24 protein-coding genes and 1 tRNA gene are annotated in these 25383 nt (G+C 64.0%); 15 read left to right on the forward strand and 10 right to left on the reverse strand.

The genetic code is table 11. From position 1 onward, the window contains the following. Window positions 1-48: 48 nt before the first annotated feature. The 3 genes from GPL20_RS27395 to GPL20_RS27405 all read right to left on the reverse strand — a co-directional run bounded on the left by GPL20_RS27395 (window position 49) and on the right by GPL20_RS27405 (window position 3242). Entirely contained in the window at window positions 49-936 is an 888-nt protein-coding gene (locus GPL20_RS27395; protein ID WP_157333500.1) for an ABC transporter permease, read from the reverse strand. A gap of 19 nt (window positions 937-955) precedes the next feature. After that, window positions 956-1897, reverse strand: a complete 942-nt coding sequence (locus GPL20_RS27400) for an ABC transporter permease (RefSeq protein ID WP_167533234.1) — start codon at window positions 1895-1897, stop codon at window positions 956-958. A 214-nt stretch (window positions 1898-2111) separates the two neighbouring features. Continuing rightward, window positions 2112-3242 (reverse strand): M20/M25/M40 family metallo-hydrolase, encoded by a 1131-nt coding sequence (locus tag GPL20_RS27405; RefSeq protein ID WP_157333502.1) that lies wholly within the window; start codon window positions 3240-3242, stop codon window positions 2112-2114. Window positions 3243-3509: 267 nt separating this feature from the next. On the opposite strand from GPL20_RS27405, the gene GPL20_RS27410 reads away from it, so the two are divergent. From GPL20_RS27410 to GPL20_RS27425, 4 genes are all read left to right on the forward strand, one after another. Beyond that, window positions 3510-5120 carry an ABC transporter substrate-binding protein gene (locus GPL20_RS27410; protein ID WP_157333503.1) on the forward strand — a complete coding sequence of 537 codons (1611 nt, stop codon included), beginning with the start codon at window positions 3510-3512 and terminating at the stop codon, window positions 5118-5120. 137 nt (window positions 5121-5257) lie between these two features. Further along, window positions 5258-6865 carry an ABC transporter substrate-binding protein gene (locus GPL20_RS27415; RefSeq protein ID WP_254125069.1) on the forward strand — a complete coding sequence of 536 codons (1608 nt, stop codon included), beginning with the start codon at window positions 5258-5260 and terminating at the stop codon, window positions 6863-6865. 197 nt (window positions 6866-7062) lie between these two features. Then, window positions 7063-8694, forward strand: a complete 1632-nt coding sequence (locus GPL20_RS27420; protein ID WP_254125106.1) for a glycosyltransferase family 39 protein — start codon at window positions 7063-7065, stop codon at window positions 8692-8694. Between the two features lie 16 nt (window positions 8695-8710). Further along, window positions 8711-8851, forward strand: coding sequence for a hypothetical protein (locus tag GPL20_RS27425; RefSeq protein ID WP_157333507.1), 141 nt, complete (start codon window positions 8711-8713; stop codon window positions 8849-8851). A gap of 51 nt (window positions 8852-8902) precedes the next feature. On the opposite strand, the gene GPL20_RS27430 is transcribed toward GPL20_RS27425, so the two are convergent. Further along, window positions 8903-10153 (reverse strand): multidrug effflux MFS transporter, encoded by a 1251-nt coding sequence (locus GPL20_RS27430; RefSeq protein WP_157333509.1) that lies wholly within the window; start codon window positions 10151-10153, stop codon window positions 8903-8905. Window positions 10154-10452: 299 nt separating this feature from the next. Here GPL20_RS27430 and GPL20_RS27435 point away from each other — a divergent pair, with 299 nt between their 5' ends. Both GPL20_RS27435 and GPL20_RS27440 read left to right on the forward strand, forming a co-directional pair. Next, window positions 10453-11022 carry a TetR/AcrR family transcriptional regulator gene (locus tag GPL20_RS27435; protein WP_157333511.1) on the forward strand — a complete coding sequence of 190 codons (570 nt, stop codon included), beginning with the start codon at window positions 10453-10455 and terminating at the stop codon, window positions 11020-11022. A 57-nt stretch (window positions 11023-11079) separates the two neighbouring features. Next, window positions 11080-11991 carry an oxidoreductase gene (locus GPL20_RS27440; protein ID WP_157333513.1) on the forward strand — a complete coding sequence of 304 codons (912 nt, stop codon included), beginning with the start codon at window positions 11080-11082 and terminating at the stop codon, window positions 11989-11991. 18 nt (window positions 11992-12009) lie between these two features. Here GPL20_RS27440 and GPL20_RS27445 read toward each other — a convergent pair whose 3' ends face one another. Continuing rightward, the gene (locus tag GPL20_RS27445) at window positions 12010-12408 is read right to left on the reverse strand and encodes a winged helix-turn-helix transcriptional regulator (RefSeq protein ID WP_157333577.1); all 399 of its coding nucleotides are present in this window, start codon (window positions 12406-12408) and stop codon (window positions 12010-12012) included. A gap of 123 nt (window positions 12409-12531) precedes the next feature. Here GPL20_RS27445 and GPL20_RS27450 point away from each other — a divergent pair, with 123 nt between their 5' ends. The 4 genes from GPL20_RS27450 to GPL20_RS27465 are packed head-to-tail and all read left to right on the forward strand — an operon-like array spanning window position 12532 to window position 15681. Further along, window positions 12532-13380, forward strand: a complete 849-nt coding sequence (locus GPL20_RS27450) for an SDR family oxidoreductase (protein WP_157333515.1) — start codon at window positions 12532-12534, stop codon at window positions 13378-13380. A 17-nt stretch (window positions 13381-13397) separates the two neighbouring features. After that, the gene (locus GPL20_RS27455) at window positions 13398-13817 is read left to right on the forward strand and encodes a DoxX family protein (protein WP_157333517.1); all 420 of its coding nucleotides are present in this window, start codon (window positions 13398-13400) and stop codon (window positions 13815-13817) included. Continuing rightward, window positions 13814-14755, forward strand: coding sequence for an NAD(P)-dependent alcohol dehydrogenase (locus tag GPL20_RS27460; protein WP_157333519.1), 942 nt, complete (start codon window positions 13814-13816; stop codon window positions 14753-14755). The genes GPL20_RS27455 and GPL20_RS27460 overlap by 4 nt, the downstream gene beginning before the upstream one ends. After that, on the forward strand, window positions 14752-15681 hold the full coding sequence (locus GPL20_RS27465) for an alpha/beta hydrolase (protein WP_157333521.1): 930 nt from the start codon (window positions 14752-14754) through the stop codon (window positions 15679-15681). The genes GPL20_RS27460 and GPL20_RS27465 overlap by 4 nt, the downstream gene beginning before the upstream one ends. A 122-nt stretch (window positions 15682-15803) precedes the next feature. Here GPL20_RS27465 and GPL20_RS27470 read toward each other — a convergent pair. Further along, a tRNA-Leu gene (locus GPL20_RS27470) sits at window positions 15804-15892 on the reverse strand. Window positions 15893-16065: 173 nt separating this feature from the next. On the opposite strand from GPL20_RS27470, the gene GPL20_RS27475 reads away from it, so the two are divergent. Beyond that, on the forward strand, window positions 16066-16491 hold the full coding sequence (locus GPL20_RS27475; RefSeq protein ID WP_157333523.1) for a twin-arginine translocation pathway signal: 426 nt from the start codon (window positions 16066-16068) through the stop codon (window positions 16489-16491). 21 nt (window positions 16492-16512) lie between these two features. On the opposite strand, the gene GPL20_RS27480 is transcribed toward GPL20_RS27475, so the two are convergent. Further along, entirely contained in the window at window positions 16513-17715 is a 1203-nt protein-coding gene (locus tag GPL20_RS27480; RefSeq protein ID WP_254125071.1) for an FAD-dependent monooxygenase, read from the reverse strand. Between the two features lie 19 nt (window positions 17716-17734). Next, a complete protein-coding gene (locus GPL20_RS27485) occupies window positions 17735-17980 on the reverse strand; it encodes a zinc-finger domain-containing protein (protein WP_007602543.1) in 246 nt (81 codons plus the stop codon). 308 nt (window positions 17981-18288) lie between these two features. On the opposite strand from GPL20_RS27485, the gene GPL20_RS27490 reads away from it, so the two are divergent. Together GPL20_RS27490 and GPL20_RS27495 are read left to right on the forward strand one after the other, a co-directional pair. Further along, window positions 18289-19425: a hypothetical protein gene (locus GPL20_RS27490; protein WP_157333526.1), complete on the forward strand. Its 1137-nt coding sequence runs from the start codon at window positions 18289-18291 to the stop codon at window positions 19423-19425. Between the two features lie 124 nt (window positions 19426-19549). Beyond that, window positions 19550-20305, forward strand: coding sequence for an alpha/beta fold hydrolase (locus tag GPL20_RS27495; protein WP_157333581.1), 756 nt, complete (start codon window positions 19550-19552; stop codon window positions 20303-20305). On the opposite strand, the gene GPL20_RS27500 is transcribed toward GPL20_RS27495, so the two are convergent. Then, window positions 20291-21667 carry a hypothetical protein gene (locus GPL20_RS27500; protein ID WP_167533235.1) on the reverse strand — a complete coding sequence of 459 codons (1377 nt, stop codon included), beginning with the start codon at window positions 21665-21667 and terminating at the stop codon, window positions 20291-20293. The two genes, GPL20_RS27495 and GPL20_RS27500, sit on opposite strands and share 15 nt — an antisense overlap. Before the next feature lie 276 nt (window positions 21668-21943). On the opposite strand from GPL20_RS27500, the gene cysE reads away from it, so the two are divergent. Together cysE and GPL20_RS27510 are read left to right on the forward strand one after the other, a co-directional pair. Next, entirely contained in the window at window positions 21944-22768 is an 825-nt protein-coding gene (gene cysE / locus GPL20_RS27505) for a serine O-acetyltransferase (protein WP_157333527.1), read from the forward strand. A 123-nt stretch (window positions 22769-22891) separates the two neighbouring features. Continuing rightward, window positions 22892-23110, forward strand: a complete 219-nt coding sequence (locus GPL20_RS27510) for a DUF3126 family protein (RefSeq protein WP_007602550.1) — start codon at window positions 22892-22894, stop codon at window positions 23108-23110. 463 nt (window positions 23111-23573) lie between these two features. On the opposite strand, the gene GPL20_RS27515 is transcribed toward GPL20_RS27510, so the two are convergent. Beyond that, window positions 23574-25343: a caspase family protein gene (locus tag GPL20_RS27515; RefSeq protein ID WP_157333529.1), complete on the reverse strand. Its 1770-nt coding sequence runs from the start codon at window positions 25341-25343 to the stop codon at window positions 23574-23576. Window positions 25344-25383: the final 40 nt, after the last annotated feature.

Raw genomic sequence — 25383 nt, forward strand, 5'->3', positions numbered from 1 at the left:
CCGGGTTCGCGACTTCGTCGCGCCCCGGAATGACGAAACTGAGGATACTCACTTCCCCTCCCGCTGCTTCATGCGGGGATCGAGGGCGTCGCGGGCGGCATCGCCGATCAGGTTGATGCTGAGAATGGCGATCGAGAGCAGAAGGCCCGGCCAGAAGATCAGCGACGGCTTGATCTGGAAATACTGGCGGCCCTCGGCCATGATGTTGCCCCAGGTCGGCGTCTCCGGCGAGATGCCGGCGCCGAGGAAGGAGAGGATGGCCTCGGTGAGGATCGCGGAGGCGCAGACATAGGTGCCCTGGACGATCAGCGGCGCGATCGTGTTCGGCATCAAATGCCGCCACATGATCTTCGGCAGGGACGAGCCGACCGAGATTGCCGCTTCCACGTAGGGCTCTTCGCGTGCGGACAGCACGACCGAGCGCACCAGGCGTGCCACGCGCGGGATCTCGGGAATCGTGATCGCGATCAGCACGGTGGAGATGCTGGCCCCGGACAGCGACACCACGGCGATCGCGAGCAGGATGCTCGGCATCGCCATCAGCCCGTCCATGATGCGCATCATGACGGCATCGATCAGCTTGAAGAAGCCGGAGACGAGGCCGATCGCCAGCCCGATGGCGACCGACAGGATTGCCGAGCCGATTCCGATCAGGAGCGAGACACGGCCGCCATAGATGACGCGCGATAACAGATCGCGGCCATAGGCGTCGGTGCCGAGCAGGAACTGCGCCGACGACGGCTTCAGCCGTTGCGACGGCGCCAGCTGGATCGGATCGTGCGGCGCGATCAGCGGCGCGAGGATCGAGATCAGCACGATCAGCGCGAGGCAGATCGTTGCCGCCGCGATGATCGGCGTAGAGGTGAGGAATCCGAAGCGCGGCCGCAGCGGCGACGTGATCGGAATGGAGGACTGGGGAAGGCTATCGACCGACATTCTTGTTCTTATCCTTGGCTCAGTACCGGATCCGCGGATCGAGCAGGGTGTAGGCGACGTCGATGAGAAGGTTGACGACGACGTAGATCAGCGACGTCAGCAGGATCATCGCCTGGATCACCGGATAGTCGCGCGCCAGCACGGCATCCACCGTGAGGCGGCCGATGCCGGGGATGTTGAACACGCTCTCGGTGACGACGACGCCGGAGATCAGAAGCGCAAAGCCGGTGCCGATGACGGTGATCACGGGCACCGCGGCATTGCGCAGCGCATGCCGCATCATCACCGCGACCTCGTTGATGCCCTTTGCGCGCGCGGTACGGACATAATCCTCACCGAGCACGTCGAGCATTGCCGCCCGCGTCATGCGCGCGATCAGCGCGATGTAGATGAAGGAGAGGGCGCAGGTCGGCAGGATCATGCGCTCGAAGAACGGCCCAAAGCCGTTGAAGATGCTGCGGAAGCCTTGCACCGGCACCCAGCGCAGGTCGATGGCGAATACTTCGATCAGGATATAGCCGACCACGAACACGGGCACCGAGAAGCCCAGCACCGACAGCCCCATCACGAAGCGGTCGATCCAGGTGCCGTGCTTCCAGGCCGCGATCACACCCAGGGGAACGGCAACGATGACCGCGAGGATGATGGTGCACAGCGCGATCGAGATCGACGGCTCGACGCGCTGGCCGATCATCTTCATCACCGGCAGGTTGGAGATGAGCGAGGTGCCGAGATCGCCGTGCAGCAGCTTGTTCACCCAGGTGATGAACTGCACGATCAGGGGCTCGTTGAGGCCGAGCGAGGCGCGGATGCGCTCGAGCCGCTCGGGTGTCGCGTTGTCGCCGGCGAGAATCGCGGCGGGATCGCCCGGCGTCAGCCGCAGCAGCAGGAACACGAACAGCGCGACGACGCCCATCACGGGCACGGCGGCGAAGATTCGGCGAACGAGATATCCGAGCAAGTTGGATCCGTCAGATTAGAGTCAAATCGTGGCAACGCGTTCAGCAGGTTGCCATCAGCCTAACATTTCAGCAATTCCCGTGCCATCCGGGTCGGAACCTCGGACGGTCGTCATGCCCGGGCTTGACCCGGGCATCCATCTTTCTTCGTGTTCGGTCGCAAAGGCGTGGATGGCCGGGTCAAGCCCGGCCATAACGGGGGTGTCCGCGGTGTCCTCACTCCAGCGTCGCCAGCAGTCCCGCCATCAGCCGGCCGCGTTCCACCAGGCTTTCGACCTCGATATACTCTTCGAGCGTGTGGCCGTTGCCGCCGCGCACGCCCAGGCCGTCGAGCGTGGGAATTCCCATTGCGCCGGTAAAGTTGCCGTCGGAGCCGCCGCCGGAACTCGCATGCGGCAGCTCAGTGCCGAGTGCCTTGGCGATGCCGCGGGCCTTTTCGTAGAGCGCCAAGGTGCCGGCATCCGGCTCCCACACCGGACGCGTCACGCCGCGCGTCACCTTGAAGGTGACATCATTGGTTGTGCCTGACAGCGCCAGCATCCTCTCGACGCCGCGGTCGAGGTCGGCCTGGCGCTTGGCCATCGAGAGCGCTTCGCCGGTCGCGGTCGTGGCGACGCAATTGACCCACTGTCCGCCATGCACGACGCCGACCGAGAAGGTGCAGTCGTCCGTGGTCATCGCGTCGATGGCGAGGATCTGCCGCGCCATCTCGCGGATCGCCGAACGGCCCGCCGACAGCGTCGCGCCGGCGTGGCTGGGCCGGCCCGTGGCCTCCAGGTTGAAGCGCGCGATGGCATATCGGCCCGTGGTGACGCCGTTATCGGCGCGCCCGGGCTCCGGCACCAGCACATACTTGTTGCGCGCGGCCTCCGCCTCGATGATGTCGCGTGTCGAGGGCGTGCCGACTTCCTCGTCCGGCGTGAACAGCACGGTGATCGGCAACGGCGTCGTGAAGGAGGCACGCGCCAGCTGCCGGATCGCTTCCAGCGAGAGATAGTTGCCGCCCTTCATGTCGTAGATGCCGGGCCCGTAGCATCTGTTGCCCTCACGCCGCCATTTCAGCTTCTCGATGGTGCCGACCGGATGGACCGTATCCATGTGTCCGGCGATCAGGATGCCCGGCTCGCCCTGTTTCGGGTGCGGGAAGCGCGCGCGGATCACGCCGCCAAAGCCCTGGCGGCCGGCGATGCGCTCGATCGTCGCACCCATGATCGCCATATCCCGCGCTGCGATATCGAGCATGCGGTTCACGGCGCTCGCGTCCCAGGTCGGGCTCTCGCACTCCACCCAGCCGCGCAGGCCCTCGAGCATTGCCTCGGAATCGAAGGGAAGATTGGCTGGATTCATCTTGATGTCTCTCAGGCTTCGAAAGATGGAACGCGCATTGCATCGCGCGGGCAGGATGAGCGGAGAGTGTTGTAGAGCTAAACCGAACTTTGTGGAGCCCGTGCGGACGCCGCGAGGGGCTGCGGCGAAACCGGATTGACGCGCTCGGCACTGTCTGCAAGTCTCGAAAGATAAAGGCATTGCATGAGGTTAGTTCGCCCAAGGAACGAACCGAATGCTCAACCAATAATCTGCCTTTGAACAGTTTCACGTCAGGAGAAACTTTCCATGTTCCACTTCATGCGCCGGGGGTCTCGCGCGTTCGCCTCCAAACTCGCGCTGTCGGTCGTCGCGCTTTCGGTCGGCCTGGCCTCGCCAGTGCTTGCCGCCGGCAAGACCATCACGGCGGTGATGCATTCGGACCTGCGCATCATCGACCCGATCTTCACGACCGCCTACATCACGCGTGACCATGGCTACATGGTCTACGACACGCTGGTGGCCACCGATTCGAACTTCAAGATCCAGCCGCAGATGGCGGACTGGAAGATCTCCGACGACAAGCTCACCTACACCTTCACCCTGCGCGACGGCCTGAAGTGGCACGACGGCGCGCCGGTGACGGCGGAGGACTGCGTCGCCTCGCTCAAGCGCTGGGCCGCGGTCGACGGCATGGGCCAGAAGCTTATGGACTTCACCGCCAGCATCGAGGCGACCGACGCCAAGACCATCACGCTGAAGCTGAAGGAGCCCTACGGCCTCGTGCTCGACTCGATCGGCAAGCCGTCCTCGCGCGTCGCCTTCATGATGCCCAAGCGCCTCGCCGAGACGCCGCCGGACAAGCAGATCCCGGAGCAGATCGGCTCGGGTCCCTTCAAGTTCGTACAGTCGGAATTCCAGCCCGGCGTGAAGGCGGTCTACGTCAAGAACACCGACTACGTGCCGCGCAAGGAGCCGGCGAGCTGGACCTCCGGCGGCAAGGTGGTGAAGGTCGATCGCGTCGAGTGGATCACCATGCCGGACTCGCAGACCGCAGTGAATGCGCTGCAGTCGGGCGACATCGATTTCATGGAAAATCTGCCCTACGACATGCTGCCGGTGGTGGAGGCGAACAAGGAGCTCACGGTCGAGGTCTCGAACAAGTTCGGCTTCCAGACGCTCGGCCGGATGAATTTCCTCCATCCGCCGTTCGACAACGTGAAGGTGCGCCGTGCGGCCTTCCTGGCGATGAACCAGAAGGACGTGCTCGACGCGCTGGTCGGCAATGCCAAGTATCAGAAGATCTGCGGCGCCTTCTTCATCTGCGACACGCCGCTGGCGACCGAGGTCGGCGCCGAGACCCTGGTGAAGGGCAGTGGCATGGCGGAAGCCAAGAAGGCGCTCGCCGAGTCCGGCTATGACGGCACCCCGGTCGTGGTCATGGCCCCCGGCGATGTCACGACGCTCAAGGCACAGCCGATCGTCGCGGCCCAGCTCCTGCGCGAGGCCGGCTTCAAGGTCGACCTGCAGGCGACCGACTGGCAGACGGTGGTGAGTCGCCGTGCCAGTCAGAAACCGCCGAAGGAAGGCGGCTGGAACATGTTCTTCACCAACTGGGTGGCGGCCGACGTCTCCAACCCGATCGCCAATCTCTCGATCGGCGGCCAGGGCAAGAAGGGCGGCTGGTTCGGCTGGGCGGAAGACGCCAAGATCGAGCAGCTCAAGGACGCTTTCGTCCGCACGTCCTCGGCCGACGAGCAGAAGAAGATCGCCGCCGACATCCAGAAGGAAGCCTATGAGCAGGTGATCTACATCCCGCTGGGCCAGTATCTGCTGCCGAGCGGCTGGCGCAAATCGCTGACCGGCGTGCTCGACGGTCCCGCAACGCCGCTGTTCTGGAACATCGACAAGTCCGAGTGAGGCGAGGGCGCATCAGCGCGCCGTTCATCCAGATGGTCACGCGGCGCCGCTGCTATCAGCGGCGCCGTTCGCCAAAAGAACTGCCCAGGAGAACTGCCTAAGAGAACTCCCCAAGAAAACTTTGCAGGAGAACTTCAGTGTTCCAACTCGTGCGCCGAGGACGTCGGACGTTCGCCTCCACACTTGCGCTGTCGGTCGTTGCGCTTTCGGCGCTGGCCTCGCCAGTTCTCGCCGCCAGCAAGACCATTACCGCCGTGATGCATTCGGATCTGCGCATCCTCGATCCGATCTTCACCAGCGCCTACATCTCGCGTGATCATGGCTACATGGTCTACGACACGCTGATCTCGACGGATTCCAACTTCAAGATCCAGCCGCAGATGGCGGACTGGAAGATCTCCGACGACAAGCTGACCTACACCTTCACGCTGCGCGATGGTCTGAAGTGGCATGACGGCACGCCAGTCACCGCGGAAGATTGCGTTGCCTCCCTGAAGCGCTGGGCCGCCGTCGATGGCATGGGGCAGCAGATGATGCTGTTCACCGCGAGCATCGAGGCAACCGACCCGAGGACCATCACGCTGAAGCTGAAGGAGCCGTACGCGCTCGTGCTGGAATCGATCGGCAAGCCGTCCTCGCGGGTCGCTTTCATGATGCCGAAGCGTCTTGCCGAGACGCCGGTGGACAAGCAGATTCCCGAGCAGATCGGCTCCGGCCCCTTCAAGTTCGTGCAGGCTGAATTCCAGCCCGGGGTGAAGTCGGTCTATGTCAAGAACACCGACTATGTGCCGCGCAAGGAGCCGGCGAGCTGGACCGCCGGCGGCAAGGTGGTCAAGGTCGACCGCGTCGAATGGATCACGATGCCGGACTCGCAGACGGCGTTGAACGCGCTTCAGTCGGGCGACATCGATTTCATGGAAAATCCTGCCATCGACATGTTGCCCGCCATTGAAGCCGACAAGGACCTCAAGCTCGAGATCCTGAACAAGTTCGGATTCCAGACGGGTGCACGGATGAACTTCCTTCATCCGCCGTTCGACAACGTCAAGGTCCGCCGCGCAGCATTTCTGGCGATCAAGCAGAAGGACGTGCTCGATGCGCTGATCGGCAATCCCAAGTACTACAAGACTTGCGTCGCGGTCTTCATCTGCGACACGCCGTTCGCGGCAGAGGTTGGCGGTGAGACCCTGGCGAAGGGCGGCGACATCGCCGCGGCCAGGAAGGCGCTCGCCGAGTCCGGTTACGACGGGACACCCGTCGTGCTCATGGCGCCGGGCGACGTGCTGTTGCTGAAGGCCCAACCGATCGTGGTGGCCCAGCAATTGCGCGAAGCCGGCTTCAATATCGACCTGCAGGCCACCGATTGGCAGACGGTGGTGAGCCGGCGCGCCAGCCAGAAGCCGCCGAAGGAGGGCGGCTGGAACATGTTCATCACCAACTGGGTCAGCGCCGACGTGGACAACCCGATCTCCAACGTCGCCGTCGGCGGGCAGGGCAAGAAGGGCGGCTGGTTCGGCTGGGCGGAGGACGCCAGGATCGAGCAGCTCAAGGACACCTTCGTTCGTGCTGGCTCGCTTGACGAGCGGAAGAGGATCGCGACCGAGATCCAGAAGGAGGCCTACGATCAGGTGCTCTACATGCCGCTCGGCCAGTATCAGGCGCCCAGCGCCTGGCGCAAGTCGCTGACCGGTGTGATCGACGGTCCGGCCACCCCGGTGTTCTGGAACATCGACAAGACCGAATAAGGAGAGGGCGCGCCCCGCGCCTTGCGTCTCGACCATCGCGCGGCGCCGCTGTCACCAGCGGCGCCGTTGTCGTTTGTCGGCCTCGTGTCAGCCCGAGCAGGCGGCGCGACCTTTTAGCTCTTCCAGTTTCCGACCGTTGCTATTTGTTTCCATCCTGAAATAGATACGTGCAACTCGCACGTCACTCTCGTTTCTCGATTAATCCCTTGCCGATTGATTTTGCATTCCAGGCGCTGGCCGAACGGTCGGATCGCGCGCCAGCGCGATGGCGCCGGCCGTTCCTGCGCTGGCTCGATCATGTTGAGGCGGGCTGGGCAGTGCCGCTTCTCATTGCCTGTTTCGTCGCGATCTGGACGCTCTATCTGGCCGTCGCCTATGCCGGCGGTGGCCTGCATCCCGATACGCTCGAGGCCTGGACGCTGGGACGCCATTTCGCGTGGGGCTATCACAAGCATCCGCCGCTGATGGGCTGGATTGCGGCGGCCTGGACCTCTGTCTTCCCGACGAGCGACTGGTCCCTGCAATTGATGGCAATGGCCAATGCGGGCCTCGCCCTGTTCTGCGTGGACCTGGTCTCGCGCCAGTTCGTGACGGGGCACAAGCGCATCCTGGTGCTCTTGCTGCTGATGCTGACACCGGCCTATCAATTCCACGCGCAGCGCTTCAATGCCAATTCGGTGCTGCTGGCAGCCTGGCCGCTGGCGACCTGGTGCTTCCTGCGGGCATTCGAGACCCGCCGCGCCGTCTGGGCGGTCGCGGTTGGAGGCACGACGGCGCTGGCGATGGTCGGCAAATACTATTCCATCTTCCTCGTGACGAGCTTTGCGTTCGCCGCGCTGGCTCATCCGGCGCGAGGTGCCTATTTCCGTTCTGCCTCGCCCTGGATATCGGTCGTCACGGGTCTCGTGGCGCTGTCACCGCACATCTACTGGCTCGCGACCACCGGCGCCTCGACCTTCACCTATGCATTGAACCACGCCAATGGCGACGTCGCGACCTCGCTTGGCGACGTGAGGAATTTTCTCCTGGGCCTGGCGGCGGCCATGGGCGTCTCGGCCGTGCTCTGGCTGCTCATCGCCGGCACGCGGTTGAAGCGGGTGCCGGCCGACTTCGCGGCAATGAGCCCGGGGCTGAGGCTTCTGTTCTACATTGCAATCGGCACCGTCACGCTGCCGGTTCTGACATCGCTGGCCATGGGCACGGATCTGCCGTCGCTATGGGCGCTCCAGGGACTGTTCCTGTTCGTCGTGCTCGTGGTCTGCGGTACGGGCTACCCGATCGAGCGGTTCCACACCGTCAATCTCACGGTCATGGTGGCCGGTGTCGCCATGACCGCCGTCCTGGTCGCAGCGCCCATCCATGCCGTTTACCGCAACACCCATGGCTACGAAGAGGGGCGGAATTTCTATGCGCAGGCCGCCGTTGAACTCACCCGGCAATGGCGCGAACTGACCGGCCAGCCGCTCGCCGCCGTGAGCGGTGACGATTCGCTGGCCTTCGCGACGGCCTTCTACAGTCCGGACCATCCGCACTATGCGCGGCCATTCGCGTACCAGCACACCTGGGGCCTGCCGCGCAGGACGACGCTCGACCGCGGCTGGGCGGCGCTGTGCTTTCGCGATCAGGAAAATTGCGGCAGGTGGGTGGAGGGGGTCTCCGCGCGGGCCGGGCATTTCGTCAAGCGCGAGTTTACCGTGCAGGCGACGCTGTGGGGCCGGCCTGGCGTGACGCGGGACGTGGTGGTGCTGCTGGTGCCGCCGCGCGAAAGCCGCGCCGCGCCTGAGAGCGCCGCGGACGATTTCAGCGCCAACAGACGCGCGCCGGAGTAGATTTTCGCAATCAGCAGTGGCTGTCGCGCACGCGCTCCAGCCCTTCACTGGCGAAGGGAGTGGGGAGGGCAGCCTGTTTGGCGTGCTGTTCCGAACGTTCCGCCTCCTGTTCCTGATCAGGAGCGTGACGATCTTCGCGGTGTTCCGATTGCATTAAGGCGACCTCTCGAATTGCTGCAGTACAACATTGAGTGCGCCGGTAAGTTCCTCACGCGATGGGGCGATGATGCGGCCTGAACAGCCGTCCCTTCTCCACCACCAGCACAATCGCAAACGCCGCGAGCGTCGACAGGAAGAAGCCGACCGAGAACGGCAGCAGCGTGCCGTCGAAGCTTTGCCCGATCGCCATGCCGACGACGATGCCGATCAACGTCGTGATCGAGCCGTAGAGCGATGAGGCGGTGCCGGCGATGTGACCCTGCGGCTCCATCGCGAGCGCGGTGAAGTTCGCGACCATCATGCCGAACGAGAACATCATCAGGGCGGAGAGCACCATGAACAGGGAGAGCGGCAGCATGCCGAGGCATTCCGTCAGCAGCATCACGCCGGCGACCGCGGTGTAGAGCGTCAACGCGCCGTGCGAGATCACGCGCATGCCGAGCCGCCCGACCAGCCTCGCATTGAGGAAGCCGGCAACGGCCGTGCCGGCCGCGATCGCGGCGAAGGCGAGCGGGAAGTAATGGCCGAGGTGATAGATGCCGGTGAAGACCTGCTGAGCCGAGAAGACAAAGGCAAAAAGCGCGCCGATGACGCTGCCGGCGGCCGTGGCATAGCCGATGGTCTGGCGATTGGTCACGGTCTGCCGGAATGCCGAGAGCACGTCGGCGGGCGCCAGCGATCTGCGTTCGGTCTCGGGCAAGGTCTCCGGCAGCCGCAGCACGCACCATGCGAGCGCGAGCAGGCCGTAGAGCATCAGCACGACGAAGATGCCGCGCCACGCCGTCACCAGCAGCACCGCCTGGCCGAACGAGGGCGCGATCACGGGCACCGCGATGAACACCATCATCGCCAGCGACATCACGCTCGCCATGCGGCGGCCGACATAGCAGTCGCGCACGATCGAAGTCGCGATCACGCGCGTCGCCGAGGTGCCGAGCCCCTGCAGCGCGCGCGCCAGCAGCAGCGTCTCGAACGAGGGGGCTGCGACCGCCAGCACGCTCGCCACCGCATAGACCGCCATGCCGCCGAGCAGCACCGGCCGCCGGCCGAAGCGGTCCGATAATGGACCCATGACGAACTGGCCCGCGCCGAAGCCGATCAGGAAGGTCGACAGCACGAGCTGGAGATGGTTGGCGACGGGAATCTTGAAGGCCGCCCCGATATTGGGCAGCGCCGGCAGCATCATGTCCATTGCAAGCGGATTCAGCGCCATGATGGACGCGATCACGATGACGAATTCGGGAAAACCCATGGGACGGTGTCCGGAGGACACCCAATCGTCGGCATTGACGTCGGACAAGAAGCTCACCTCTGAAATGCAGAGGCTTTAGTTAATGCCGATGCTGCGATGCACAACCCATATTTCGGGATGGCAGGCAGGCGGGGGCGGTGCGGACAGCCATAGCTACCCCGAGTGGCAGTACTTGCGATTTGTGCTGCGATTCATGTCTGCTCACTACCGGGCCATTCATCGGCACCTCCTTCAGGACGTCTATGACTGGGCGGGGAAGATCCGCACGGGAGCTTGACCCGACTGGCCTTGACATCTGCTCCCTAATAATTGAGTATGTACTCAGTCAATTATGGAAATACAGAGCAATGGCCAGGCCCCTCAGTGAACAGAAGCGCGAAGCGATCTTGGCGGCCGCCGCTGAGTTGGTCGCGGCTGTCGGGACGGGTGCCTCAACGGCGAACATTGCAAAAGCGGCGCGCGTCTCGGAGGGCACACTTTTCACCTACTTCGCGACAAAGGACGAACTGCTCAACCAACTTTTCGTCGATATCGAAACCAATCTCGCCGAGACCGTGTTTGCTGCAGTCTCCACCAATGCAGATTCGCACGATCGTGTTCGCCGCATCTGGGACTGCCTGGTGGAGTGGGGGATTGCGAACCCCACATGGCGGAAGGCCTTGCGACAACTCAAGGTGTCCGACCGCATCAGCGACGAGAGCAGGAAGCGCTGTGACGCGTTGTTCGGCGAGAGTCGCGAGATGATCGAACGGAGCCTTGCTGGACATGTCGATCCTAAACGGGCGGCTTTCTATATCGGCACCGTGCTGATGGGGTTGGCTGACGTCACCATCGAGGCGATCGCGACGAATCCGAAGAACCGCGAACACCTCAAGCGAGCCGGTTTTGATCTGTTCTGGAAGGGCACTGCCGCATGATTTTCGCAAACCGAAAAATGAGCGCGTGCTCACTCAATAAATGAAGGAGAATGAAACATGTCCGGATTTACCGAAGCCAACGTCCCTAACCAGTCGGGAAAGGTCTTTATCGTTACAGGCGCCAACACCGGGATTGGCTTCGAGATATCCCGTGTCCTGGCGGAACGTGGAGCACGGGTGTTGTTGGCCTGTCGAGACCAGGTAAAGGCCGACGCCGCCATGGCGCAGATCAGGCAGGCGACGCCACACGCCAATCTCGCCTTCCTGCCGCTTGACCAGGCTGACCTCGCAAACGTCCGCGCGGCGGCCGAATTGGCGGCGAAGGAGCCGCGCATCGATGCCCTCATCAACAATGCTGGCGTGATGACCCCGCCATTGATGCGCACCAAGCAGAACTTCGAGCTCCAGTTTGGCGTCAATCATCTTGGCACCTTTGCCTTCACCTCCTTGCTCCTGCCGAAACTGGCTAGAACTGGTGGAGCCAGGGTCGTCGTGACCTCCAGCATCGCTCACAAGGGCGCGAAGATCGAATGGGACGATCTCGATGCCAACAAAGGCTACAACCGCTTCGAGCGCTATGCCGCCAGCAAATTTGCCAATGCGCTGTTCTTCTTTGAACTGGACCGTCGCCTGCGCGCGGCCGAATCGCAGGTGACGGCGGCTGGCTGTCATCCGGGCATGGCCGCGACTGATCTCGGCCGTTACATGGGAGCGTTTCAGATTCTGAACCCTCTCGTCAGGGTGGTTCTCAACAGTGCCGCCAAGGGCGCATGGCCTGCACTGCAAGCGGCGACGGGGCAGATCAAGCCGGGTGGCTATTACGGCCCGACACAATTCGGCGGCGTCAGAGGTGCTTCAGGTGAAGCGTCTCGGTCAGCCGAAGCGCAGGACCCTGCGCTCGCTCGTCGGCTCTGGGATGTATCAGTCGCCATGACCGGTATCGATCCCGGTCTGCCGCCACTAAGCTGAGGCACACAGGCATCACTCCTAGGCTGCCTGCGCCTTTGCTTTTTCGAACTTCGCCCGCGCCTTCTCCATGACGGGGCGATTCCGCACGGCCCAGGCGCCAAGCACGCGCAAGGGATCAATCAGCGAGCGACCGAGCTTTGTCAGTTCGTACTCCACCTTCGGCGGAATCGTCGCATACGCCGTACGCGTCACCAGCCCTTCGCGCTCTAGGGCGCGAAGGGTGAGCGTCAACATGCGATGGGACACGCCGCCGATCTCGCGCATGATGGCGTTGAAACGAAGTGGCCCGTTCGATAGAGCGCCCACGACCATGACCGTCCACTTGTCACCGATAAGATCGATGATCTGGCCGACAGCCCGGCAGTCCTCGGGGTCGTGCTCTACAAACGCGCCCTTGCGGGCTGCAGAAGGTGTCATCTGATTTCCTTTCAAATCGCCACGAACATTCGTGTTCGCGGCGCACATTCCTGTGCATTCTTGTTGTAACTCGATATCCATCTTATCGTCACGTACAAATTGTACGTTTGAAAGGATATCGTAATGAGAGTTGGAGTCAGCGGAGCGAGCGGGAAGCTCGGCCAAGCTGTTGTTGCAGAATTGATCGCTCGCGGAGGCGGGCATCAACTGGTTGGAATTTCTCGTACGCCTGAGAGCGTGCAAGGCAGGATCGAAGCGCGGCTAGGCGACTACGACCACCCGGATACACTCGTACGGGCGTACACGGGGCTCGATCGGCTGCTGATCATTCCAAGCTCGGAGCTGCAGCCGGGCGTTCGCGGCAAGCAACTCACAGCGGCCATCGATGCGGCCCGGCGCGCTGGGGTTGGCCACGTCTTTCTGGTTTCGGCTGCCGGGACACACGAGGAAAAGGGTCATGGCCTCGGCGAGGCCTATTGGATGGGCGAGCAGCACCTCATCAAGACCGCTGCGCACTGGACCATCCTGCGCATGAATTACTACTCCCAGTCGATGGCCGAGGAAATCCAGATGTCCTTGGGCCAGGGCATGCTCGCCGGTCTCGGTGATGAGCGTGTCGCATATGTTTCTCGCGATGACCTTGCGGCCGCCGCCGCTGGTGCGCTCCTCGGCGAAGGCCACGCGGGCGCGATCTACAACCTGACCGGACCTGCGACCATCAGTGGCGCCGAACGCGCCAAGTTGGTGGCTGACATTCTCCGAAAGCCTTTCAGCTACGCAGCAATCACGGAAGCTCAACTGCGTGCTGGCCTGTCTCAGGCGGGCCTGCCCGACCTCATCATTGAGGCGATGGCTGAGATCAAGCGCACCTTCGTCCAGGGGAAATTCGATATCGTGACCGGCGATGTCGAGCGTCTTTCGGGCCGTCCCCCGAAATCTTTGCGCGACATCCTCGCTCAGCAATTGAGCTAAGCGGGACTTCTTCTAACATGCTCAAGAAATACGCTTATTGGAGCAGCACGGGACTTCTGTGCCTGCTCTACCTCGCTTCGGCGACCATGTACCTGACGATGGGCGATCAAGTGCGCCAGTCGCTCACGGCGCTCGGCTATCCCGCCTATCTCAGGGAAGTCCTCCTGGTCGTCAAGATTCTGGGGGTCGCCGCGATCCTGTCACGCCTGAGCGTGCGGCTCAGCGACCTCGCCTATGCCGGGATGTTCTACCACCTGCTGCTTGCCTTCTCGGCGCATATCAACGCCGGAGACGGCGGTTTCGTGCCAGCCGTCGTGGGCTTCGCAGCGTTGATCGTCTCGTTCCTCACGCAGAACGCGGCACGGGCAAAGAAGTCGCTTTACGCGCCGCTGCCAGCCTTGCCGGAAAACGCCAAATCTCCCGGGAGGAAGCAATGAAAAGAATCCAGTTCCACCGGTACGGCGGCCCGGACGAGATGAGGGTCGAAGAGTATCGGCTGCCCAAGCTGAGCGACGACGAGATCCTGGTCAGGGTCAAGGCGGCATCCATCAATCCTGTCGACTGGAAAATCCGGCAGGGGGCGATGAAGATCATGACCGGTCGCAGGTTTCCACGAGGCATGGGCCAGGACTTTTCAGGCATTGTCGAAGGTGTCGGCCGCAGCGTGAAGCGATTCAAGATCGGCGATGAAGTCCTGGGGGCGACACCGGTTAAGACGTCTGGTTCGTTTGCCGAAACCTTGATCACCAAGGAAGCGCTTGCGTTCGCGAAGCCCGCCGCGCTGTCCCACGAAGAAGCCGCCACATTGCCGGTGGCCGCCTCGACGGCCTGGGTCGCGCTGGTGCAGAAGGCCGGGTTGAAGCCCGGACAGTCCGTCTTCATCAACGGCGCCTATGGCGCAGTCGGGCAAGCGGCCACGCAAATCGCGAAGGCGTTGGGAGCATCGGTGGCGGGACGGGTCGCCGCAGATTGTATCGACGCTGCGAAGGGCATCGGTGCGGATGTCGTTCTCGACTACAGGCAGCCGATTCCGCCCGGTCTTTTCGGGACGTTCGACGTCGTTTTCGATACCCATGGCAGCCTGACCCTCAAGGATGGCAAAGCGCTTGCCAAGCCTGGAGGGACGATCCTCGATATCAATCCTTCACCGTCGAAGATGCTTCGCATCTTCCTCTCTCGCGCCCGCAAGTTCGTGATGGGCAAGCAGGATGAGGCGACGCTGCGGGAAGTGGTCGCGCTCGCGGCGAAAGGAAAGCTGAAAATCTCCATTGGCCGGGTGGCGCCGCTGAACGAGGCCAGCGATCTGATCCGGAAGTTGGAGGCAGGAGAGCGCATCCGTGGCAAAGGCTTGATCGTCATGGGGCCCCGGCCATGAAGATATCCCTCGTCGCGCCGGAGCTCCAAAAGCTAGCAAAGCGCAATTCCGTGCCGCTTCCGATGGGAAACGCACTTGGACGCCGCGTCTTGCGCGCGCTCGGCCGATTGGTTGCACCGAACCCAAAGAAGCTCCACGGCATTACACTCGAAGTGCGGCCGGAGACCCGGCCTCCTATGCGCATCTACCAACCGCAGGAGCGGAAATCCGAGGCGGCGCTGCTCTGGATACATGGTGGCGGCTTCGTTCTGGGCAACGCTGCTCTGGATGACCGGTTCTGCGCCTTTACAGCGCAAGCCCTGGGGATTGTCGTTGTCTCCGTGGACTACCGGCTCGCGCCCGAGAATCCCTTTCCCGTTCCGCTGGACGACTGCCACGCTGCCTGGACATGGATGCAGGAAAATGCGGCATCGCTGGGCATCGATCCGAAGCGCATTGCGATTGGCGGGCAAAGCGCAGGCGGAGCTCTCGCCGCTAGCCTTGTGCAACGCGTGCACGACGAAGGTGGCAACAAAGCCGCCGCGCAATGGCTGTTCTGCCCGATGCTGGATGATCGCACGGCGACACGCCAAGAACTCGATGCGATGAAGCACTGGGTCTGGACCAGCCGCTCCAATGCGACCGGCTGGCGACTGTACCTGTCCAAGCCGCCTGGTTCAGCCGCGTTTCCGCCTTATGCCGTACCGGCCCGGCGGGAGGATCTGCGCGGATTGCCTCCGGCGTGGATCGGCGTTGGAGATATCGATTTGCTCCACAACGAATCCCGAAACTTTGCTGGTCGCCTCCAAGCCTCAGGGACCGACACCAGGTTCGTTTCGGTTCAGGGCGCGCCCCACGGTTTCGAATCCTGGGCGTTCGATACGAAGATGGCCCAGGAGTTTATCGCAGACGCGCAACGCTGGCTGCGGCAAGCGCTGCGAATGTAAGTGGGAGTTTCTCCAATAGGCGCCGTTCCGCATTTTCGGGCATGGGTTATTGGCCCACATCGCGGCCTTGCAGGGCTTGATTGGGCAAGGCCGATGATGGCAGAGGGGACCGGCCGGTCTCGTGGTGCGGGCAGCCGGGGTCGAACCGGCACAGCGCTTGCGCGCCGAGGGATTTTAAGTCCCTTGCGTCTACCAATTCCGCCATGCCCGCTTGATCCAACGAGATCAATCACTTAAGTCCACGTCCGGCCGTCTGGAATTGGCGCTTTGCGGGCCGGATGGGCGGTTCTTCCTTAAGCGAGCCGGCCGCACAAGGCAAAGCCTCAATCCGGACACCTGTTGCTGCTTTAGGCATTCTCAATCCACGGGGACTATTCATCCGGCATGGCTGCTTCGCTCTCACATCGCCTGCGCTGCTGCGGCGGGCTTTCCGCGCTGCTTGCGGCCGGCCTTGCGCTGTCCGGCTGCGCCGGCATGAGCGAGACGGTCGCTACGGCCTTCGCCGATCCCGGCAAATACGAATTGTACGACTGCAAGCAGCTCGAGGCCGAGCGCAAGACGCTCGCCACCCGCACCGAGCAGTTGCAGAAGCTGATGGACAAGGCGGAGACCGGGGCCGGAGGCGCCGTCGTGTCCGAACTCGCCTATCGCAACGACTACATTGCGGTGCGCGGGCAGGCTCAGTTCGCCGAAGAGGCCTGGCGCCGCAACAGGTGCCGGGAGACGCCGCCCAATGCGACGCCGCAGGCGTCCGCGCCACAGCCGCCGATCATCAAGCCCGCCCCGAAATCCGGCAGCGCCGCGCGCTGAGCCGATGGAACTGCGCCCGCATCACGGCCGCCAGCCGTAGATCCAGTCCTGCCGCGCCAGCATGCGCTCCGGACCCAGCGCGCGGATCGCAAGATCGCGCGCGATCGCGAGCGGCCCGCTGAAATGATAGATGCGGCCCTGCTGCCGCGCGGTTCGCTGCACCCGCTGCACGCGCGCCTGGCGCGCGCGTCCATATTGCTTCAGCGCAGCCGTGATGCCGGCCGTGCTCTCGGCGGCCTCTAGGCTCAGGTGCCGGGCGAGCACGGCCGCGTCCTCGATCGCCATGCCGGCCCCCTGCGCTGCAAACGGCAGCATCGCATGCACGGCGTCGCCGAGCAGCGCGACGGGACCCTTGCTCCAGGGGCAGCCCTCCGGCACGCCGAACAGGGCCCATTTGCGCCAGGTGTCGACCGCGGTCAGCATCATCCTTGCCGACGTTGGCCAGCGCGGCGCGGCGAAGGCGTCCATCACCTCGAGGGCATCGCCGGGCGTGCTCCAGCCCGGCCTGTTCCAGGTGCCCGGCAGCACCGCGACCACGTTGATCTGGCGTCCGCCCGCGATCGGATAGGCGACGAGATGGGCATTGGGTCCCATCCAGAGCTGCACGCGCCGGCCGGTGTAGTCCTTCGGCAGTTGCGTGGCATCGAGCGTGCCGCGCCAGGCGATCAGCCCGGAGAAGCGCGGCTGCACCTTGGGAAACAGATGCTGGCGTACCGTCGACCAGATGCCGTCGGCGCCGATCAGCGCACTCGCGAGGTCGTTGCGGCGTATCGTGCCGCTGCGATGGACGATGGTCAGTCCCTTGGCGTGGGGGGCGACATCCTCGAAGGTCGCGCCGAGTTTCAAGTCGATATCGGGATGGTCGGCGACCGCGCCGGCGAGCGCGGATTGCAGGTCGGCACGGTGCACCACCCAATAGGGGGCGCCGGCGCGCATCGCGGCGGCTTCACCGAGCGGCATGCGCAACAATTCGCCGCCGGCGCGGGCGCTCATGACGCAGAGCGCTTCCGGAGTCACGGCGCGCAGCTTGAGGCGCTCCGTCAGGCCGAGCTCGACCAGCACGCGACTGGCATTGGGGGAGAGTTGCAGCCCGGCGCCGACTTCCTCGAGGCGCTCGGCCTTTTCCAGCACGACGATGCGGAAGCCGCGGGCCGCAAGCGTCAGCGCGGCTGTCAGTCCACCGATGCCGGCACCGGCGATGACAATCGTTCGGGAGAGCGCCACCCCTGACCGAGGAAAGCGGTCAGGCCACCTTGTCCTTCAGCACGCATTCCGGCGGGCGGGCTTCGCCCGCCTTGAGGTCGGCAGCGAAACGGTACAGCGTCGAGCAGTAGGGGCAGATGATCTCGTTGTCGTTGCCGAGGTCGAGGAAGACGTGCGGATGATCGAACGGCGGATTGGCGCCCACGCACATGAACTCTTGCGAGCCGATCTCGATGACGGGAACACCGGCATCGTTGTGGAAGTGCGGGACGACATGGTCGGACATCGTAGTTCATCCTGGAGTGGCAATGGCGGCAGACACAATCAAAAACTGACGCGGCATCTTTAAGGCGCCGCGGACCATACTGGTGGGTGCAGATGATTGCTAGTCCAGCGGAACCGAAAGGTTCGCAATTGCCCCATGCTCATTTGCTCATGCAAATTCGACACAATCTTGCGGCCTGAGAGAAGCCCTTCTTTCGTCGGGGACGTTGTGTCGCAATTTTGGCATACTATGTCTGTGGGCGTGCAGTAGTTGCGACGAAAGACGGATCATCAGGCGCAAATGATTTCAGGACCGTCCAGGCTTTCGGCATGAAGTGGCTGCGAATCAGCACAGCGTTGACCGGTATTGCCGCGTGCAGCTTCATGCTCGCGCAGGTAGCGCCGCATGCTCGCGAGGCCGGCGCGATCCTGGCCGGGCAGGATGATCCGGCCGTGCTCTCCGAGCTCCGGCTGGACGGGCTACTGCGGCAAAACGACCGCCTGATCCAGGACAACATCGAGGCCGCGCTCGCCGCTGATGATGCCGATCTCGCCGACAGTTTTGTCGCGCTCGCACGCGACCGCAACATCGCTCTGCCCGACGACCTGCTCACCCGCGTGAGCGATGCGGTCAAAGAGGAAAACTCCACCTCGCATTTCGCAAAGCGGTTCGCCACTGGGCTCGTCACCGGCAACGCGGACGATGTCGCGAGCCTGTCGGGAACGGTGGCCGGCGATCTCTTCGTGATCGGCGACATCAGGGATGTGGTCCGCGAGGGCAAGCATCTTGCCATGGGCGAGGATACCGACCGCCTCGTGCTCGGGCTTGCGGCGGCCGGCCTTGCGGTGACGGCGGCGACCTACGTCTCCGTCGGCGGTGCCGCGCCGGTGCGCGCCGGGCTGACGCTGGTGAAGGATGCACGGAAAGTCGGCCGGCTCAGTGAGGGGCTTGCCGCATGGGCGGGCCGGTCGGCGCGCGAAGTCGTCGATACGCCGATGCTTCGGAACGCGGTCGCGAAGGGTTCGGTGCTGCGGCCGGGCGAGACCGTGAGCGCGATCAAGGCTGCGTTCCGCGCCGAGAAGGCCGGTGCGCTGGTCCGGCTCGGCAAGGACGTCACGCGCGTTGCCGAAAAGACCGGCACGCGCGGTGCGATGGAGACGCTGCGGATCGCCGAAGGCCCGAAAGATGTTGCGCGGGCGGCTCGGCTTGCGGAAGCGCAGGGCGGCAAGACCCGTGCGATCATGAAGCTGCTCGGCCGTGGCGCGCTGCTGCTTGCGACTGGCGCGTTCAATCTGACACTCTGGCTGTTCGGCGCGGCCCTGACGCTGTTTGGGCTGTTGTCCTCGATCAAGGCGACCACGGAGCGCCTGACCCAGGCCTGGTGTGATCGCAGACGGGCGCGGCGGATCCGCCGCGCGCAGATCGCCGCCGAAGCCGCGCTGGCGGATGCGGCCCTCAGGGCCTGAAGCGCGATGATCGTCGCGCCTTAGATTATCGTTTGGAGCATGATGTTGCCGGAAAGCCGCTGCACACTTTTCCGGATCATGCTCTAAGATCGACCTTTCCCCCTCAAGACCCGCGGAACTGATGATGCCGAGCTTCCACAACGGCGCCGTTGAAATTGCCTATCTCGACGAAGGCGAGGGCGATCCGATCATCCTCGTGCACGGCTTTGCCTCCAGCAAGAACGTGAACTGGGTCTATCCGACCTGGGTCTCGGAGCTGCGCAAGAACGGCCGCCGCGTGATCGCGCTCGACAATCGCGGCCATGGCGAAAGTGCAAAGCTCTACGAGCCTGCGCAGTACTCGATCCCGACCATGGCCGGCGACGTGCTCGCGCTGATGGATCATCTCGCGATCCCGCAGGCCGACATGATGGGCTATTCGATGGGCGGGCGCATGACGGCCTGGCTCGGCCTCAACGAGCCGCAGCGCCTGCGCTCGGCGATCCTGGGCGGTATCGGCATTGGCGGCCTGATCGAAGGCACCGGGCCCGGCGAGAACGTGGCGAAGGCGCTGGAGGCGCCATCGCTCGACGACGTCACCGATCCCGTCGGCCGCACCTTTCGCGCGTTCGCGGACCAGACCCGCTCCGACCATCGCGCGCTTGCCGCCTGCCTGCGCGGCACGCGCGATCTCATGACGAGGGAGGAGGCCGCGCGCATCGACGTGCCCGTGCTGATCGCGGTCGGCACCACCGACGACGTCGCAGGTTCCGCCGGCGCGCTCGGCGCCATCATCCCGGGCTCGGAGGTGCTGGACATTCCAAACCGCGACCACATGCGCGCGGTCGGCGACAAGGTCTACAAGACCGGCGTGCTCGATTTCCTCTCACGCCGCGGCTGAGGTCTCGTCATCCGGCTGATCGTCGCCGAAGCGGCGCGCCAGCGCCATCAGCACGACGAAGGTTGCAACCCACGCCATCCGCGCGCCATAGCGGTCGTGCGGGCCGGAGATCACGCCGCAGATGAAGGCGTTGCCGAGCAGGCCCAGCGCGATGGTCGCCGCCAGCAGCGTCAGGTCATCCAGCCGGCGGCTCGCCAGCGCCTGCGCGAGCAGCACGACCAGCGCCAGCATCGAGGCCAGCGCGACCGGAACATGCAGCCAGTTGACGTAGTCGAAATTGACGTTCCAGTGCTGCTGGCGCGCCGCGCGCATCGGCGCCACTTGCGAGGGGATGTAGCGCTCGATGATGCCGTAGGTGTGCGGGATCCAGCCATTGGTGCCTTCGCCGGTCGCCACATGCAGCAATTGCTGCCCCATTGCCCGCAGCGCCGCACCGGCCTGCCATGCCGGATAGTCGGCCAGCGAATGCACGACGATGTAGCTCATCTCCTCGTTCATGCCTTCGAAACGGCCGAGCTTGTTGAACATGCTCTTGCCCCACAGGAACTCGTCGGCGCTCGCCGGCAAGTCGTTGCGATAGGGACAGAGCTTGTAGCGTTCGCGCGGGCAGTGGTCGCCGAGATAGCGCGCGACGATGCCGTCCTGCATCATGCGGCCGAAGGCGACACCGTAGCCGCCGGGCGTCCAGGCCCATTGGCCTGACAGCGCGTGGTTCGCAGACACCAGCATCACGCCGCCCGCAACGATGCTCAGGCTCGCCTGCGCCAATCCGGCAAGCGGAAGGCGCGCGCCCAGGAGCGGCCGCACCATCCAGCCGGCGGCACACAGTCCGAGCAGCACGCCGAGCGTGGCGCTGTGGGTCGCGGCGGCAAAGGCGGTGAAGACGAACAGCGAGATTTTTTCGAGCACCGACGTGCGGCTGCCGCCGACCACCAGCAGGAACAGCGACAGCATCGAGAGCCCGGCAAAGATGTCGGTGAGCAGCATGCTGGCGAGCCAGGGCAGCGCAGTCGACAGGACCAGGAGCAGGCTGATCGCGACGAAGCGGAACGTCTGCATCTGCCCGAGCACGCGCAGGGTGAGTTGCAACAGCCACAGCGTCGCCAGCGACTGGACCGCGAGGTTGATCCAGAAGCCGAAGCTCTCGCCATAGTGCAGGTAGATGCCGAACACGGTCGAGCGGCTTGGGACGAGATAGCCTTCGTACCAGCGTGCCAGATAGCCGCCGGTATCCCATTGCAAGAGCGGGTAGCCGTTCCAGAACGCCGGCGCGATCATCAGGAGGGGCAGGGCCACCGCAGCCAGCCGCAGCCAAAACGAGCCCGCGGCGCGTGCGCGCAATTGTTCGGTGGTGATGCTCAAATCTGCTCTGCCCCCGCTCGGATCATGCCTGCAATAACGGTTGGGGGAGAATTCACCAATAGTTTGACGCCGCCCCGCTTGAATTTGGCAAAATCCTGACCACTTTGAGCCGACCTTGCCGACCGGGGGCGTCAGAAGAAAGGCTTGTGTATCAATGCTTTGGCTTGCTCTCCCTGGGCAAGGCACTATTCACTCTCAGGCAAGCCCGTCAGGACTTTGTCGCCTAGACTATGCTATAGAGCCAACAAAACGAGCCAATTCGAAAGAGCAGATCCCATGGCAGTGCATCAGGTCAATCCGGGAGGAAAGCTCGCGGCGCTCGATCCGATCTGGGACCGGATCCGGAGCGAAGCGGAGGACATCGTCCATCGCGAGCCGGAGCTTGCGACCTTCATTTATTCGATGGTGCTGCACCACAGCCGCCTCGAAGATTCCGTGATCCACCGTCTCGCCGACCGCCTCGACCACTCCGCGCTGTCGGGCGATCTCGTGCGCCAGACCTATGACGAGGCGCTGCGCGACGATCCCGATCTCGGCAATGCCTTCCGCGCCGATCTCGTCGCCGTCTACGACCGCGATCCTGCGACCTCGCGCTTCATCGATCCCTTACTCTACTTCAAGGGTTTTCACGCGATCCAGACTCATCGGCTGGCGCACTGGCTCTATTTGAAGGGCCGCAAGGATTTCGCGTATTATCTCCAGAGCCGCGCCTCTGCGGTGTTCCAGACCGACATCAATCCCGCCGCGCGCATCGGCCGCGGCATCTTCCTCGACCATGCCACCGGTTTCGTCTGCGGCGAGACCGCGGTGATCGAGGACGACGTCTCGATCCTGCACGGCGTCACGCTCGGTGGCACCGGCAAGGAGAACGAGGACCGTCATCCCAAGATCCGCCACGGCGTCCTGATCGGTGCCGGCGCGAAGATCCTCGGCAACATCGAGATTGGCCATTGCGCGCGCATTGCCGCCGGCTCGGTCGTGGTCAAGCCGGTGCCGCACAACGTGACGGTCGCGGGCGTGCCCGCCAAGATCGTCGGCGAAGCCGGCTGCGCCGAGCCGTCGCGCACCATGGATCAGATGATCAACGCGATGGGGCTTTGATCTCGTGAGAAGTGCCGGATTCTCCGGCGCTTCTCGTCCCCAAATTCTTTGGCAATTCATGCTGGCGGTTCGTCGCGTCTCGTCCTAAAACCCCGCCAACCAGATTTCGATTGGAGACTTGCCGTGGACGTCAAGGAAGTGAGAAAGCTCGACGCGTATCTGAAGCGCGTATTCGGCAATCCCAAGATCCGCGTCGTGCCGCGGCCGAAGAAGGACGATTCCGCCGAGGTCTATATCGGCGAGGAGTTCATCGGCGTGCTGTTCGTCGACGATGAGGACGACGATCGCTCGTTCCAGTTCCAGATGGCGATCCTCGAGGACGATCTCGTCGATCAGGAGTAGCGGTCGATCTTACCGCGCCCCGCTTGCGGCGCGGGGCAATCGTATATGAGAGCGGTTTCCCTGCGGCCATCCTTCGAGACGCCCGCTTTAGGCGGGCTCCTCAGGATGAGGACGGAGCGCGCGGCAGCAGTTTCAACGGGCACCGATGCCGATCAGCCTCATCCTGAGGAGACCGCTGGAAGCGGTCGTCTCGAAGGACGAGGCGCGCGCTCAGGCGCAGCGCCAAACGGCCACATGCGATGACCCTGGCTTGCGGGTGAGGGGGAGTCTCCGCGAATCCAACTCTCACTGACCCCGTGGAGGGTCCCACTCACCCCGCAAGCGGGGCGAGGGAGCGCAGCGGGGATTCTGGATTGCTTCGCGATGCGTGCCGGTGCGGTGCTGCGGCGTCGTTCCACCGGCGATGGTCCGTCGGCCGATATCACCCTACGCGCTGATCGGGCGGGGCACGTCTCAGGCAAAATCAGTTGCAAACTTCAGCCTGCGAGCTCCCACTAGGGCCGATAAACCCTGGCGCGCCGCGCTCAAGCCTGCATCCCGGGCGCACCGGCCGACACCCGGCGGCCGAGCAGAACATTTGAGCCGAGGACTTTGCTTGCGGCTTGGGTGGAGTTGCCTCCGTCTGTTGGCGCTCCCTGTCGCGCGCCTTTGACTCGTCGCGAGTGGCGACCGGCTTCTTGTCCTGGACCTTCTCGCACTCGTTATCGTCGTTGACGCGATAGTCGGCGCGGCATGCGATCTTCACGCAAGCATCGCCGTCGGCCTTGAAGCCGTGATCGCACACCAGCGGGCAGACCCGGCCCGGCTTGGCCCTAATGGCGTCGAGCGCGTCGAAGCTCGCCAGCTTGGTGTCGAACTTCGTTCCCGCATATTTGTTGAACAGCGTCAGCGAGCGTTGCGATGACGCATTCCAGTCGCCGTCGGCAGCTGCGGTCAAGCAGCCGACGCGGCGCAACTCCGACTGTACCAGTTTCGCTGTCTCCTGCGGAGACAGGCTCGGCTGCGCTGGCGCGGGACTTACGGCCGCCACCTTCTGCTCATTCTCGGAAGACTGCTTGTCGGCCGTCGCCTTCGCCGCTGCGGCCTCGGCGTCCTTCCGCCGCTGCTCGGCGGCGGCCGCCTTGGCCTCCTCGATCTGCTTGGCCTTTTCCGCCGCGGCCTTGGCGTCTTCAGCGGCCTTGGCGGCCGCAGCCGCTTTTTCCTGTTCGGCTTTCTTGGCTCGCTCGGCCACGAGCCGAGACTTCTCGTCCTCGGCCTGCCTGGCCTTCTCCGCTGCGGCGGCGCGGGTTTCTTCGGCGGCGATCTTGTTCAGCTGGCCTTTGGCGAGATCGGCATAGAAACCGCTGGGAAAGCGGCTAAGGAAGGCTGTCCATCCGTCACGCGTACCCAGTTGAAGCGCCAGTTCGTAATCGCGTCGGATTTCGCTGTCCGGGTTGGCCTGCGGGCCCGGCGCTGCTGCCGGCTTGGCAGGGACGAGCGCCACGTCATCGCCGCCGAGCGAGCCGTACACATACGGTTCCTGCTTGTAGCCGGTGGTCTTGAGGACGTCGTCGCGCACGAAGCCGAACGCCTTGCGCAGGTCGAGGCCCGGCGTCGGCAGGCGCTCGGCCAGAGCGGTGGCAAACGGGCTGTTCTTCGCGTCACCATCCGAGGCGGTCGAGCCCGCCTTCGCCGCGTAGGCAATCATGGTGTTCGGGCTGGTCGGCTCGACCTTGGCGAGGCCGCGGCCGATGGCACGCGAGGCGACCGTCCGCTTCATGGTTTTGGCGAACGGATTGTCGCGGCAGGCGTCCAGGATGACGAGCCGGAGCTGCTTGGCCGGCTCGACAGCGAACAGCGCGCGGTCGAGCGCAACCGTCTCGTCGAGCACGTCGCCGTCGGTTTCCAGCGCAGCATCGGTGGGAATGAGGTAGTTCGTCCCGTCGAGTTCGATGCCGTGCCCGGCATAATAAATCACGGCAACCTCGGCATCGCGGGTCCGGCCCGCGAACTCGCGCAACGACCTGCGCATGTCGGCGGCGTTGAGGTCGAGCCTGACATCGACATTGTCGAAACCCGCCTTCTTGAACATGCCGCCGATCAAGGTGGCATCGTTCGCCGGGTTGGTCAGTTTAGGCACGCTCTTGTAGGCGGAATTGCCAATCACCAGCGCGACACGCTTCTCGGCCTGCGCCGATCCGCTGCCAAGCCAGACCGCAAGAATGATCATACCAAGAAACCGAAGCGCGCCCATTGCAGCCCCAAATCATAAAGTGACCAGCGTCGTCAGAGTG

This window comes from Bradyrhizobium cajani (assembly GCF_009759665.1).
GTDB lineage: Bacteria > Pseudomonadota > Alphaproteobacteria > Rhizobiales > Xanthobacteraceae > Bradyrhizobium > Bradyrhizobium cajani.

Bases quoted from the DNA above. Each gene is read 5' to 3' on its own strand.
- GPL20_RS27395 (WP_157333500.1), bottom strand. From the start codon at position 936: ATGTCGGTCGATAGCCTTCCCCAGTCCTCCATTCCGATCACGTCGCCG.
- GPL20_RS27405 (WP_157333502.1), bottom strand. From the start codon at position 3,242: ATGAATCCAGCCAATCTTCCCTTCGATTCCGAGGCAATGCTCGAGGGC.
- GPL20_RS27410 (WP_157333503.1), top strand. From the start codon at position 3,510: ATGTTCCACTTCATGCGCCGGGGGTCTCGCGCGTTCGCCTCCAAACTC.
- GPL20_RS27435 (WP_157333511.1), top strand. From the start codon at position 10,453: ATGGCCAGGCCCCTCAGTGAACAGAAGCGCGAAGCGATCTTGGCGGCC.
- GPL20_RS27440 (WP_157333513.1), top strand. From the start codon at position 11,080: ATGTCCGGATTTACCGAAGCCAACGTCCCTAACCAGTCGGGAAAGGTC.
- GPL20_RS27445 (WP_157333577.1), bottom strand. From the start codon at position 12,408: ATGACACCTTCTGCAGCCCGCAAGGGCGCGTTTGTAGAGCACGACCCC.
- GPL20_RS27450 (WP_157333515.1), top strand. From the start codon at position 12,532: ATGAGAGTTGGAGTCAGCGGAGCGAGCGGGAAGCTCGGCCAAGCTGTT.
- GPL20_RS27455 (WP_157333517.1), top strand. From the start codon at position 13,398: ATGCTCAAGAAATACGCTTATTGGAGCAGCACGGGACTTCTGTGCCTG.
- GPL20_RS27460 (WP_157333519.1), top strand. From the start codon at position 13,814: ATGAAAAGAATCCAGTTCCACCGGTACGGCGGCCCGGACGAGATGAGG.
- GPL20_RS27465 (WP_157333521.1), top strand. From the start codon at position 14,752: ATGAAGATATCCCTCGTCGCGCCGGAGCTCCAAAAGCTAGCAAAGCGC.
- GPL20_RS27475 (WP_157333523.1), top strand. From the start codon at position 16,066: ATGGCTGCTTCGCTCTCACATCGCCTGCGCTGCTGCGGCGGGCTTTCC.
- GPL20_RS27485 (WP_007602543.1), bottom strand. From the start codon at position 17,980: ATGTCCGACCATGTCGTCCCGCACTTCCACAACGATGCCGGTGTTCCC.
- GPL20_RS27490 (WP_157333526.1), top strand. From the start codon at position 18,289: ATGAAGTGGCTGCGAATCAGCACAGCGTTGACCGGTATTGCCGCGTGC.
- GPL20_RS27495 (WP_157333581.1), top strand. From the start codon at position 19,550: ATGCCGAGCTTCCACAACGGCGCCGTTGAAATTGCCTATCTCGACGAA.
- cysE (WP_157333527.1), top strand. From the start codon at position 21,944: ATGGCAGTGCATCAGGTCAATCCGGGAGGAAAGCTCGCGGCGCTCGAT.
- GPL20_RS27515 (WP_157333529.1), bottom strand. From the start codon at position 25,343: ATGGGCGCGCTTCGGTTTCTTGGTATGATCATTCTTGCGGTCTGGCTT.